This is a genomic window from Chitinophaga sp. H8 (genome assembly GCF_040567655.1).
GTDB lineage: Bacteria > Bacteroidota > Bacteroidia > Chitinophagales > Chitinophagaceae > Chitinophaga > Chitinophaga defluvii.
This window is the reverse complement of record NZ_JBEXAC010000002.1, coordinates 1798202-1811836: the sequence shown is the minus strand read 5'-3', so window position 1 is coordinate 1811836 and position 13635 is coordinate 1798202. Positions and strand designations below refer to the sequence as shown.

Annotated in this window: 9 protein-coding genes; 2 read left to right on the top strand and 7 right to left on the bottom strand. The window is 44.2% G+C overall.

Translation table 11 applies throughout. The features are described from left to right. Positions 1–3: 3 nt before the first annotated feature. From ABR189_RS21235 to ABR189_RS21215, 5 genes are all read right to left on the bottom strand, one after another. Positions 4–3060, bottom strand: coding sequence for a SusC/RagA family TonB-linked outer membrane protein (locus tag ABR189_RS21235; protein ID WP_354662488.1), 3057 nt, complete (start codon positions 3058–3060; stop codon positions 4–6). A 401-nt stretch (positions 3061–3461) separates the two neighbouring features. Then, positions 3462–5573 carry an outer membrane protein assembly factor BamB family protein gene (locus tag ABR189_RS21230; RefSeq protein WP_354662487.1) on the bottom strand — a complete coding sequence of 704 codons (2112 nt, stop codon included), beginning with the start codon at positions 5571–5573 and terminating at the stop codon, positions 3462–3464. Positions 5574–5593: 20 nt separating this feature from the next. Further along, a complete protein-coding gene (locus tag ABR189_RS21225) occupies positions 5594–6484 on the bottom strand; it encodes a phytanoyl-CoA dioxygenase family protein (RefSeq protein ID WP_354662486.1) in 891 nt (296 codons plus the stop codon). 16 nt (positions 6485–6500) lie between these two features. Next, positions 6501–7658 carry a Gfo/Idh/MocA family protein gene (locus ABR189_RS21220; protein WP_354662485.1) on the bottom strand — a complete coding sequence of 386 codons (1158 nt, stop codon included), beginning with the start codon at positions 7656–7658 and terminating at the stop codon, positions 6501–6503. A gap of 1 nt (position 7659) precedes the next feature. Continuing rightward, a complete protein-coding gene (locus ABR189_RS21215) occupies positions 7660–8520 on the bottom strand; it encodes a sugar phosphate isomerase/epimerase family protein (protein WP_354662484.1) in 861 nt (286 codons plus the stop codon). 152 nt (positions 8521–8672) lie between these two features. Between ABR189_RS21215 and ABR189_RS21210 the strand changes: the two genes are divergently transcribed. Together ABR189_RS21210 and ABR189_RS21205 are read left to right on the top strand one after the other, a co-directional pair. Beyond that, on the top strand, positions 8673–9761 hold the full coding sequence (locus ABR189_RS21210) for a LacI family DNA-binding transcriptional regulator (RefSeq protein WP_354662483.1): 1089 nt from the start codon (positions 8673–8675) through the stop codon (positions 9759–9761). A gap of 50 nt (positions 9762–9811) precedes the next feature. Continuing rightward, positions 9812–10615 carry a hypothetical protein gene (locus ABR189_RS21205; protein ID WP_354662482.1) on the top strand — a complete coding sequence of 268 codons (804 nt, stop codon included), beginning with the start codon at positions 9812–9814 and terminating at the stop codon, positions 10613–10615. 69 nt (positions 10616–10684) lie between these two features. Here the strand turns inward: ABR189_RS21205 and ABR189_RS21200 are convergent, their stop codons facing one another. Next, positions 10685–11959 carry a family 10 glycosylhydrolase gene (locus tag ABR189_RS21200; RefSeq protein ID WP_354662481.1) on the bottom strand — a complete coding sequence of 425 codons (1275 nt, stop codon included), beginning with the start codon at positions 11957–11959 and terminating at the stop codon, positions 10685–10687. Between the two features lie 20 nt (positions 11960–11979). Then, positions 11980–13629 carry a RagB/SusD family nutrient uptake outer membrane protein gene (locus ABR189_RS21195; protein ID WP_354662480.1) on the bottom strand — a complete coding sequence of 550 codons (1650 nt, stop codon included), beginning with the start codon at positions 13627–13629 and terminating at the stop codon, positions 11980–11982. Positions 13630–13635 lie beyond the last annotated feature (6 nt).

The following is a 13635-nucleotide window of genomic DNA, read 5'->3' as shown; positions in this document are numbered from 1 at the left end:
CGGTTATTTAAAGTTCACCTGCAAGCCAATATTATAGCTTCTTTGCAGCGGATAGCTACCTACCCCGTCATTAGATTCAGGGTCCATCACTTTTATCTTATCCCAGGTATACAGGTTCAGGCCATTAATAAAAATGCGCAGGCTGCTGATGGCTGCACGTTGTGTAAGCGCAGTGGGAAGGGTGTAAGCTATTTCCGCATTACGCAGGCGTAAGTAGCTGGCATCCTTCATGTAGATGGTGCTCTGGCGATAATTATTAACATTAAGATCATCCGTTACTGCCGGATATTTGGCACCATCCGGGTTTTCTTTTGTCCACCTGTTGTCGTAAAATTCCCGCAGCACATTATAAGAACCTTGCCCTTTCAGGAAGGGGAAAATAGAGGGACCGTTGAGATAAAGGCTAGCCCTGGCCGCCCCATTAAAGAAGATGCTTACATCAAAGTTCTTATATGCTACAGTACCTCCAAAGCCATACATAAATTCCGGCGTGCGGGGGAAACCAATCGGCACTCTGTCGAAGTTGTCTATTACGCCATCCCCATTTACGTCTTCATACCTGATATCTCCTGGCCTTACAATGTCCTGGAATGTTTGGCGGGGGCTTTTATCTATTTCCGCCTGATCTTTAAAAAATCCCAGTCCTATCAATCCAAAAGGTTGGTCTATCGGATGTCCTTTGGCCGATTGATAAGCGTATCGTTGTGGTGGCTCGTCATTTTCTATAACGGTATTACGGGCGTAGGTCACATTAGCACGGAAGGAATAAAAAAGTCCGTTGGCCACATTATTCTTTATTTCCAGCATACCATCAATCCCGCGGTTCTTTGCTTTACCCAGATTCCCAAAAGGAATAGAGGCAGGCATGAATCCAGCCGCATCCGGCATCACGCCTCTTTGCAGCAGGATACCATCGCGGTCTTCTGCAAATGCATCTATCTGTAGTACCAGCTTATTGTTAAACATGCCGAGGTCTAATCCGATATTGGCTTTGGTAGCCACCTCCCAGGTTACATTGGGTGTACCTATTTGTAATTCATCAATACCTGGCCAGAATTGCTGGGATTCGCCGAAAGCATATCCCTGTGCCGTTCTTGTATTTACAGTAGTCAGAAACAGGAAGCGGCGGCCGATCTGGTCGTTACCCACCTGTCCGTAAGATCCTCTGATCTTCAGGTTATTGACTACATTATTTTCTCCCCAGAATTTTTCACCGGAGGGCACCCAGCCTGCTGAGATGGAAGGAAAGAAACCAAAGCGTTTTCCTTTAGGAAAGTTTTCCGATCCGTTGTATCCCATATCAAACTCTACCAGGTATTTATCATCATAGCTATAGGCAGCACGTGCGGCTATTCCCTGGCGGCGGAAAGGCAGGTTCTCTATAGATGTTCCTGCATTGATATTTACATAATCCCTTTGGTTATACAGTACCATGCCCGTCACAGCATGTTTACCAAATGACCGGGCATAATTGGTCATAAACTCCGTATAGAGTGCCCTGTTAGAACCATTACCTACCCAATACCCCAACGGTTGTTCTTCCCTGAAAACGGTGTATTTATCTTCCCCTGTTACCGGGTCTTTGCCGAGGTATTGTTTCACTGCAAATTGCTTATGGCGGTTGATACCTGCGAAAGAGTAATAATCATAGGAAAATTTACCGCTCACGGACAGTCCTGGTGTAACAGCACCGGACAGGTCCCAACGGGCAGAAAAGGTGCTTTGCAAAGTATTATGCATATGCACAGAATAACCGGATTGGGTAGCCAGTCCCCAGGGATTGCTGCCAATAGAAGTAGGATTCCCGCCGGGAGAGCCATCCGGATTTTTTACGGTAAATGCCATAGGTGGTGTTCTCCTCAGTGCATCCAGTAAAGCATCTGCACCGATAGAGGAAAAGTTGCCTTGTTGTATAATCCCGCCAATACCGAGTTCCAGTACCAGTTCCTTTGCGACATTGATATCTACATTGGACCGATAATTGTAACGTTTCATTCTTTCATTGGTATCATAATTATTAGCAGGATCATCTTTCCAGATACCATTCTGATCAGTGTATCCAACGTTTGCATAATATCTTACTATTTCGCTTCCACCGGTTACACTCAGGTTGTTAATAGTCTGGTAGGTATGTTTGCGCATAATAATATCTGCCCAATCTACATTTGGGTACAGATAAGGGTCTGAGCCATCCCGGAATTTCTGAATATCCTCTTCTGACCAGCGGGGAGGTTGTTCTACCTGTTTCATACCTTCATTCATCAATCCGGCATATTCTACCGCATTGATATAGTCGGGTAACCGGATAGATGTAAGTTGCGCGGTTTCCGATCGGAGGGTTACACGGGGTCTGCCCTTCTCTCCTTTTTTAGTGTTAATCACAATTACCCCGTTGGCTCCCCTCACCCCATATACAGCAGTGGCAGAAGCATCCTTTAAGATGGAGAAGCTTTCAATTTCCTGGGCATTAATATTATTCATGCTTCTTTCCACGCCATCCACCAATATCAGCGGAGAGCGGTTTACCCAGGTACCGAGGCCGCGTATAAACACCTGCGCCTGATCTGATCCTGGCTCACCACTCGCCTGGCGTGTGATGATACCGGGTAGTCTGCCCGCCAGTGCATTAGATAAAGAGGGTGTAGCTGCCTGTTGTAAGTTCTTGACAGATACTGTAGCGATAGAACCGGTAACGGATACTTTCTTTTGGGTACCAAACCCAACTACTGTTACCTCCTGAAGTTTGGCTTGTTCCTCATCAACAGTCAGGGTAAAGGTGGCTGTCCTTCTGTTGCCGGCTGCCTCTTCCAGGGTTTTATAGCCCATAAAGCTGATTTGTAGTACCTCATCAGGACTTGCTATTTCCAGCATGAATGCACCATCCACATCTGTAGCCACCCCTCTTGAAGTACCTTTTATTTTAACAGTAGCACCAGGAAGTGCGCCATTCTTTTCATCCCTCACTTTGCCATTCAGCACATGTTGTGCATTGGCACTGTAAGTAATCAGCAATAAAAAACTGCAACATGAAATAATCTGCCACGGTAGTTTTAGCTTCATAAGTTTCAGATTAATTTTGGTTAATAAAATGGGATTATTCACCGTAGTGAATGTTCACTGTAAGCAGGCATAGGATTCCCTTTCGTGAATACGATATGCAGCTTCATTAATAGAATTGATGTAAGTAACAGGGCCGGCTAAAAAGTGTACCATCCCGGGCAGGCAAGCAATACAATGTCATGCATACGCGATAGCCGTATTGCCATTACTTTTTAGTCAGCCCCATTCAAGGGAGCAAAAATGTCTGGAAGATACTGGTGTATTCCTTGTCATATGGCGCAGAGCAATTATCAGGATCTTACCTCTGGCCTGTTACCTTTTAGAATATTGGTTCATTCGTTCACATCCGGACATTCATTTATTATTGGTATGGCACTGAAGGCCGGTACCAAAGTCATTGTTTATTGTTGATCGGGAAGCGCATAAGCCACATAGGCATCACCGGTAGGATTACCCAGCTTACCACCACCTGTTGCCGGTATTACCACATATTGTCTGCCATTCACCATGTAAGTACTTGGCACTGCATTTCCACCATAGGGCAGTGTATCTTCCCATAATACTTTTCCTGAGTCTTTATCAAAAGCCCTGAATTTCAGATCGCGGGCAGCCGCAATGAATACTAGTCCGCCACCTGTTACGATTGATCCGCCGAAGTTTTCCGTACCTGTTTGCGGGATTCCCTTACGGGTCAGCTCTTCGTATTCCCCTAATGGTACTTTCCATTTAATTTTCCCGGTGTTTAAATCCAGTGCATTCAACGTACCCCAGGGTGGAGCGGTAGCAGGATATCCTTGTTCATCCAGGAATTTGGTATATGCCATTGCCCGGTATACCGGTATTTTTTCTGTGGCTGTTTTTCCCGGTGTACTTTTGTTATCCAACAGGTAGGCAGCAATCGCCTGTACATCATCTTCAGGAATCTGTGTAAAAGCAGGCATGGCCCCTTTCCCTGTTTTGATAATTTTCACCACCTCATCCTTTCTGTATTTAGCCGACAGGCTTTTCAATGCCGGTGCGGCCCCCATACCTTCCCTGTTGCCACCATGACAACTTACACAACCTCTGGCCAGGTAAACATTTCGTCCGGGTGATACGTCCTCTTTTCCTCCGGGTGCTTTATTGATATCATGCATGGTAATGTGCCAGGCCAATTCATTCGCATTTACATAGAGCACATTACTTTCCGGTTCATAAGCACCACCACCCCATTCTGCCCCACCATGGATACCATAGTAGATCACACCTTTTTCCGTAGGTGGCATAAACCAGCCTGTATCAGCAGCATTAAATCTTTTTAAAGCAGATTCGTGTGCTTCCGGAGTAAGTTGTGTGAGGTCTGCAGCGGTAAGTACCTGGCGGGAAAATGGTTCCGGCCAGCTTACAAAAGGCTGTGTCGGAAATGCTTTTTCTCCCAATAACGGGCTCGCAGGTACGGGACGTTCTTCCACTTTGGAAAACAGTTCTCCGGTGAGGCGATTAAACAGCAGGGTATTTCCTGTTTTTGTGAGCTGTGCCACCCCTGGTACTTTTTTCCCATCCTTTTTCAGGTTTACCAGTATAGGTGCACAAGGCAGGTCGAGGTCCCACAGATCATGATGCAATGCCTGATAATGCCATTTCTTTTTACCTGTACCAGCCTCTAATGCCACAATACAGTTGCCATAGAGATGTTCACCATCATTATCCGGACGGTAAAAATCATCTTTAGGTTGTCCGGTAGCAAAGAACACCATACCGTTTTCACTATCCACGCATAATCCCCCCCATACATTTACACCCGCACCTGTTTTCCAGAAGTTTTTATCTCCCCAGGATTCATGTCCTTCTTCGTCAGGTTGGGGGATATTATGAAAGATCCATTCACGTTTGCCGGTATGAATATTAAATGCACTCACATTAGCAGGCGCGCTCCAGGTCATGGCACCTACAATCACCAGATCTTTAAAGATAACAGGAGCAGCAGGAGCAGAAATAGCCATTTCATTCGCAGGTCTTACCAGCCCCTCATTCAGATTAATTCTGCCTTTATCACCAAATTCAGGCACCGGCTTTCCCGTTTTAGTGCTGACTACATTCAGGTATGGACCCGATGTAAATGCGATGAGTGCCTGCTCTCCTTTTCCCCAATGGGCGATACCACGGTTAACCCCACCCATTACTTCGCCTTCTCTGGCCGGATTAAAGCGCCATAGTTCTGTTCCTTTTGCAGCATCTACCGCAATCAGCACTTGTGCAGGCGTGGTGATATACATCACCCCATCTACAATCAGCGGATTGCCCTGCACGTTTCCTTTCATATCACCGGTATGATAAGTCCAGGCTACTTTCAGTTGTGCAACATTGTCTTTATTGATCTGGTTGAAGGCCGCGTAGTTAGTATGTCCTTCGTCTCCGCCGGCAAACCCCCAGTCAGGATGTTGTACCTCTTTGCAGGAAACGGACAGCAACAGCACCATGCTATAACATGCCCCTATGAATCCCTGACGACGGCGATTAGTTTTCATTTTCATAAAGTGGAATCCCTTACTATTTAAGATTGTTTTCCGGGAAAATTATAATCATACTTCCAGGTATCATTCATGTTGGGATATTGCTGCCGGCATGCCAGGTATTCTTTCATCATTTGTTTCATTTCCGGGCTGAGTGTTTCCAGGTATTGTGGTGTAAGCAATGTATCGTTCAACAGATAGAAGTGCCAGGTGGGCGGATATTTTGCGCTATGATATCCCATGTGTAATGTTCTTCTGGGAATCTTCATCACTTCTGTATATCCGCGGTGAATCAGGTTATTGTTATAAAGTACCGCCTGGCCTGCTTTCAGTGAAACCGGTATTCCTCCAGGCATTTCGGCCCCTATTGGCGCATAATGTTTGGAACCAGCGAAGGCTGCATCTTCTGCCGGTGTATTGGGTCTGTTATGACTGGCTGGCACTACCCACAGTGAGTTTTCATCCACTAGAGGCAGGTTAATCTGTACACTGTTATGGAATCTTTCCGGAGAGAATAACCAGTCTTCAATTTCCGGCTGAGGAATCTGGATAATATCCCTGTGCCATCCGAGTGAGTAGGCAGTCCCTACATTTGCCGCCAGGATAGAAGCATTATTTACAATCAGATCTGGTCCTATCAGCGCTTCCACTGCTTTAAGGATTACAGGATGATGAAATGCGTGATGAATAGATTCTGTACCAGGTTTAGTAAGCAGGTGGAAATAATATTGTCTTGCTTCCTTTCCGAAGTCGGCAATTTCATCACCCAGATGCTGAAAGGAGGAGCTGTGTTTTTTATTTTCTTCCGCCGTCACTTTAGGGCTGAGCAGTACGTCCATTACTTTTCTGAACGCGGCTACTTCAGCTTCGGAAAGCACATCGATAATAACATATCCATCTGTCAGGAATTTTTCTTTGATAAGTGCTTGCATAGCTAAAAGCTTGGTGTTAGTGAACAATAATTTTTTGTCCGTTTTGTGCGGATAACAGTCCAGCTTCCAGTACACGCATAATTTTCAGTCCGTCGTTAAAATCAGGAGCAATGGCCTGTTGTCCTGTTACGGCTTTCAGAAAATCGGCGGCAGCATGGATAAAGGAATGTTCGTAACCAATGATATGCCCGGGAGGCCACCAGTGGTCCATATAAGGGTGTACGGATTCCGTTGCCAGTATGGTCCTGAATCCTCTGGCATGTTCCGGATCCTCCGCGTTATAATACTGTAGTTCATTCATCCGTTCGAGATCAAAAGCGATGCTGCCTTTGCTGCCGGATATTTCAAAAGATAATTTATTTTTTCTGCCTGTTGCAAACCGGGTAGCCTCAAAAGAGCCGATTGCACCGTTATCAAATTGCACCATCATTAAAGCGGCATCTTCTACAGTGACCGGTCCTGTAGCAGTTCCTTTAGCAGTAGCTTTCAGGTTGCCCACAGAATCTTCACTTGCCAGTGGCCTTTCTCTGATAAAGTTGGTAGTAAGACAGGTAACTGTGCTGATAGGTCCTACCAGAAAATGCGCGAGGTCAACACAGTGTGAGTTAAGATCCCATTGAGGCCCCGCCTGTGCCGTTTCTTTTTGTAATTGCCAGGAAAGGGGGAAAGCCGGATCCACGATCCAGTCCTGCTGATAAGCAGCGCGCCAATGAAAGATTTTCCCCAGTGCCCCTTCGCTGATCATTTGTTTTGCCAATGCAATAGCAGGCACACGGCGATAATTATGATTGAGATAATGTGTTACGTTATTATCGGTACATACCTGCAGCATTTCTTCCGCCTGTTTAACACTCATCGCCATTGGCTTTTCACAAAAGATATGCTTGCCTGCTGCTGCAGCCGCCATAGCGATTTCATGATGCATGTGCTGCGGTAGCGCAATATCAATGATATCAATATCACTGCGGTTGATTACCTTTTTCCAATCTGTTTCGGTTTGTTCCCATCCCCATTTGTGAGCGAATGTTTTTAGCTGGGATTCATTTCTTCCACAAGCCACTTTTAAAACGGGATGTGCGGGGACGTCAAAGAAGAGGGGTACTTTCTTCCAGGCATTGCTATGTGCCTTTCCCATGAATTTATATCCTATGATACCTATATTGAGTGTCTTCATATCAAGCTATTTGATGGGCGATATCCCGTAACGATCGGATGCTTTGCGCGATCACCGCTTCCTCCTGGTTGGCATAATCCGGGTGGAGGAAATCAATTTCTACGGCCAGAAAACCTTTATAATGATGCTGTTGCAGCAGGCGTGCCAGTTTTGCATTTTCTATCAGTCCTTCACCAGCAGGTACACAGGAAAAGAAATACCATTCATCTACCGGCACCCCTTTTACAGGTTTAAGATCTTTGATATGCGTAGCTAATACATAGGGAGCCAGTTTTTCCATTGCCTTTACCGGATCATCTGCCACCCGCAAAAAATTACCGGAGTCGAAATTCACGCCCATAAAAGGAGAGTTGACATCCTTTATCAGTTGCAGTATTTCATCTGAGTTATAATCAATATGGTTTTCCACTGCCAATCTCACATCATACCTGGCAGCAATGGCTGCTGCATCGGAAAACATCCGGGTAAGTTTTTCCAATTGGGGGCCATGTGGTTCAAACCTGTATTGCAGGCTGCTTCCTACTACCCTCATTACTTTAGCACCAATTTGCGGTGCATATTCTATATGCTGTAACATATCATCATAGGCCGCTTCATTGCTACCACCTTCCAGGCCATCCGGGTGTCCCCAGGCATATACTCTGTCCAGCTGCTGCTCATCCAGTACTGATTTAATGCCCTGCAGGTAGGCAGGCGTGAATGCAGGAATAAAGCAGGATTCCAATGAGATCCCGTCAATACCCAACTCTGGAAGTCTGGTAAGGAATGTTTCAAAGGATAATTCCTGCTCTGGCCGCTGCTGTCCGGGATATACTTCACCAAAAAGACGGTGGTAGCAGTAGCTGTCAATGCCTACTTTCATAGTACTTGTTTACGTTTTTAAGTAAAAGAGGGTATTTATTGAAATTATGTACGAGTTCTCCTTGAAATGGCCGTCCTGACACAATAGTGTACGTTAACTATTTCAAAAGTATACATTTTTGAATCATATCCAAACTTTTTTCCAAAGTTTTTTTGCCTTACCGTCTTTTTTCTATTTTTGAAAAAAAAGCTATTAAAGAGAAACCCAGAAATATCGGCATAAAAGAAATTGCAGAAAGGGCTAACGTTTCCATCGGGCCAGTTGACAAAGTGCTGCATAACCGCGGTGGCGTATCCGAAGAGACGCGTCAACGGATACTGAAGGCCATTGAGGAGCTCAATTACAAGCCTAATATTCTTGCCAGCAGATTAAAATCAAAGAAGGATTACCGTATTGCAGTAATGCTTCCCCAAGGCACCAAAAAAATTCCTTTCTGGTTTGAGCATGATAAAGGATTTGAACGTATCTTAAAGGAACTGGAGCAGTTTGGCTTAAATCTGGAAACATTCCGTTTTGACCAGAATAGTGAATCCTCCTTTACAGACAAGCTGAATAAAGTTATCAAAGGGAAGTATGATGGTATTTTTATGGTACCGGTTTTTTACAAAGAAACAGTCAGGTTGTTGCAGCATGCCCAGACAACAGAAACGCCGGTAATTTTCTTTGATAGTAATATCCCTCATCAGGATAACCTGAGCTTTATAGGCCAGAACTCGAAAGACAGTGGTTATCTTGCCGCCAGTTTACTGGATTATGGTGTATCCCCCAATGCTACTTTGCTGGTAGCTTCTATTGTGCGAAAAGATGATAACCATATTCATTTCTCTGCCAGGGAAGAAGGCTTCCTGGAATATTTCAAGGGAAGCACCAAAAAAATCATCCACTATGAAAACAAAAGTGGTAATGATGCCGCGATAGAAAAGGAGGTAACTGCGCTATTGCAAAAAGAACCAGGTATTGAAGGCATTTTTGTTACGAATGGTATTTCTAAAATAGCAGGCGCAATAAGTAAACTCCCAGCTGCTGCCTACAAACTAATTGGATATGATCTTACAGATGAGAATATATTTTTCCTGGAAAAAGGGATCATTCAGTTCCTGATCAGTCAGCAACCTGACAAGCAGGCTTATCAGGGCATCAAGTTATTCTATGAATATCTGATTTTAAAACAGCCCGTAGAAAAGAGTTATTACATGCCACTGGACATTGTTACGAAGTCTAATTTGAAGTATTATCAGTAAGCACAAACCATCTATCTATCTATTCATCACCTATCTTATTCTGTACCACTATGCCTAAACAATTTTCCCTCGTTCTGATTGCAGTACTACTGGTTGCTGCCTGTAGAAAATCGAACACACCACCCCCTCCCGATAATATTATAAGGCCAGACAGTGTGTTTGCGATGTACCTTCTTCCTGACATGCGTACCGCCAGTCTGTTTTCCACTATCGGCACGGCTTATTTTACTTATAATGGCAACCAAATCATCAAACGTGCAGGGGGCGCACTCCCAATAGCCGGCACAGGTTATCCCATTATTGCTACCAAACAGGTATTTGACACACTCCTATATGACAACAACAAGATCACCATTATTACTAAGGCGCGGATAGATGGCATTACCATTTCCCCTGCAGAGAAGGTGATCCTTTTAGAAAACGGGAAGATGAAACAAAAAATCCTTTACAGTAATAATCCTGACAGGCCGAGCAACGACACCAGCTTTTATTTTTACGGCCCGGACAACAGGGTAGCCAAAGTAGAACGTTATTATGGTCTTGGAAAGGAATTAAGGTTATTCACCTTTAATGATAAAGGGAATCTTCAGGAAGTTATCTCTACTTTTTATGACAGGCATAGTACCGCTGTAAATATCACAGTTACAGAAAATTTCTCCGACTATGATAATGCAGTAAATACACTCAAGAACTACTGGATGTGGAGCGATTTTTATTACAGGTCCCTTTCCAACAATAATTTTGCGAAGTATAGTTTTACGCAGGTCAATGCTGATAATACCCAACATTCAAATGGCACATCCAATATGACTTTGCACTATGACAGTAATGGGTGGGTTGATTTTTCAAAATAGCTCTTTATATAAAATAGAAAAGGCTGCTTCCTGTGTGAGGAGCAGCCTTTTCTATTTTATATAACAGCATTAAGGGAGTGCTTTTTCTGCCTGATCGATCCCGGCTTTCAACCGGTCCCACAGGTTATGGTCTATTACCTGAACAATATCGAATAGTACCAGTCCCTCTGATTGGGTAAGACAAAGTTGGATATCATCTTCTATATGTGCATAGTTGTTGGCATAGATACTGCCATACATGGCACAAGCCCCATTGATAAGTTTTTTTCCTTTCGCCAGCCCATACTCAATAGATTCAGGATCATCCATGCCATAGGCTTTTTCGAGGTATACCCCATTCATAAATACGTCCAGCTGTTCTGCAAAACCTGTTTTTTTATATGTTGGCGTAGCCCAGCTATAATCTTTCGAAGCATCATATTTTTCACTCGCCCAGTTCTGTCCTTTTTCATACAATGCACCATACCAGGATGCCGCCCAGTATTCCAGTTTTACATGTGGTTTGATTGCCTTAATTTCTTCCTTTACTTTTTTGATAAAGTCATGGATGACACCAGACCTGAACTCAAACCACTGATTAGCCAGAGGACCATTTTTTCTTACGTAGCCATTACCTTCCTTTTGCCAGGAGAAGATGTCATCGGGAAAATGTTTTACCGGTTGCCCGATGTATGCTTCAAATTTTTTCCGGGTAAAATCGGAGAAATCTGTTTCCACACCAGAATACCGGCAATAATCCAGCACATATCCGTCAAAGTTATAGCTCGTCACTATTTCGCGGATGAAGCCCAATGCAAATTCCTGTGCTTCCGGCAATAACGGGTTGATAAATGCAGCTACTTTGCTTTTATCATCCTTGATATCAATCAGCCCATGCGGAGTATTCTGGATGACGGTACGCTGTGCCCAATAAGGGTCCTGGTAGGCAGGCCCCTGCCTGGTGACAGGATCTCCGGCAGGAAACAAAGTAGTAGAAACACTTACTTTCATCCCGCGCTTGCGTGCTTCTTTAATAAACACACCCAGGTAATCCCACTTAATAGTACGGGAATAATCCTTTACGCGGGTCAGTTCTTTCATCCGCTTTGTTTTCTTATACAGCACATCTCCATATACCGGGCGAACATCTACCACCACCTGGTTAAACCCTGCCGCTTTAGTTTTATCCAGATAATACCGTATAGAATCCTGGCTGGAAAACCGTTTGAAGTTGGCCTCTGCATCAAACCACATATATTTAGGTTTTTCCGCCTTAGGTTTCACTACTTCCTTTACTACCTGGTACTCCTTATTTATCAGCTTATCCTCTTTTAAGGGCAATAAGCATAACAGCCACCATAACATATTCATTCTTTTTAAAGTAATTACCAGTTAGGATTTTGTTCCAATACAGACGGGCTTTTATCTATTTCAGATTGTGGCACCGGGTACAGGTACATTTTAGGTTGGAATACACGGGGCTCTACTTCTATATAAGTGTATTTCAGAGAGCCATCTCCATTTTTGGTGATCCTCACACCGTGTATTGGTTTTCCAAGTGTATTCTCTGCAATTTTCCAGCGTCTTACATCCCAGAAGCGGTGTTTTTCGAATGCCAGCTCCACAGCTCTTTCATTCCAGATACGTTTACGCATATCTTCTTTAGACAATCCTGTTGGCAAATCATCAATCCCTGCCCTGCGGCGTACTGCATTTACTGCATTATATACCTCCGGTGAAGGGCCGGCAGCTTCATTCTGCGCTTCTGCATAGTTGAGATAAATTTCGGCCAAACGGATAATAGGAAAATAACGTTTCACCCCACTCTGGCTATTGGCGTTCTGGAACTTGCGCATATAGTAGCTGGTTTTGGACCAGTCTCCTCCTATAGCAGGATCCTGATTCCCTCCGGGTAACATACTCAACACGGTGTTCTTATAAGTTACCCCATGGTAGTTGATAGAAGCAGTCAGGCGGGGATCACGGTCTTTATACGGATCCTGATCATTGTAGCCGGAAGTAGGATCAGTAATCAGCTTGCCGTTCCGCATTTCATATTTATCTACCAGATCCTGGGTAGGATTAGTACCCCCCCAACCAATACCAGCAGGTTCAGCGATAGCTTCTGCAAATGCAGCCTGTTGATTTGTGAGCATCACTTCATTATTATCCGCAAACAGGAAGAGGTTCTGATAGCTGTTAAACAGGCTGTATTTACCATCGTTCAGTATGCTTTTAGAAATATCTGCAGCCGCCTGCCATCTGCTGAGATCATTAGATGGATTATTAAACGGGCTGGCATAATACAACAGCATACGTGACTTCAATGCTTTTACAAGCGTTTTATTTGCACGGCCGATATTTCCACGATTGAGTTCTTTAGAGGGATCTGCCGGATCTGGTCCGAACCATACCAAAGGAATTTTAGGGTTGTTGTAACAAGCATCCAGGTCGGACAGGATAAAGGCCACCACTTCATCATAGGTAGCACGCCTTGTTTGCCTGAGTTCTACAGAACCAGCATCCAGTGGGGCTTTAATAATAGGTACACCACCATATCTTTTCAGCAGTTCAAAATAATTCCAGGCGCGGAGAAAATAAATTTCTCCTTTCATCCTTTCCGGTGTAAGATCTGTTTCTTTAGACAAGCCTTCATACTTATTAGGTACCTTATCGATGTATGCCAACATCAGGTTACACTTTCTGATAGTAGTATAGCAGGTGCCCCATACAGATTCGGGATTATCGCTGGCGTTCCAGGAACCGTTCTGGAATTTATCAGAAGGTGTTCCTGCGAAGGAGTTATCAGCTTCATCGCATGCAGCTGCCAGCGGAGAGTTGCCCAGGTCCATAAAGCTACCCGGCCTGGAAAATGTATTTGCATAAATATCAGTCAGAAACTGGCTGGTCAGGTCAATGTCACCAAACACTTTCACTTCGTCATAATCCAGCTCAGGAGCCTGATCTAATACTTTTTTACATGAAGTAATAATAAAGAGCAATATGAAGCCGAGCAGGTAAATAATTCTTTTCATATAATT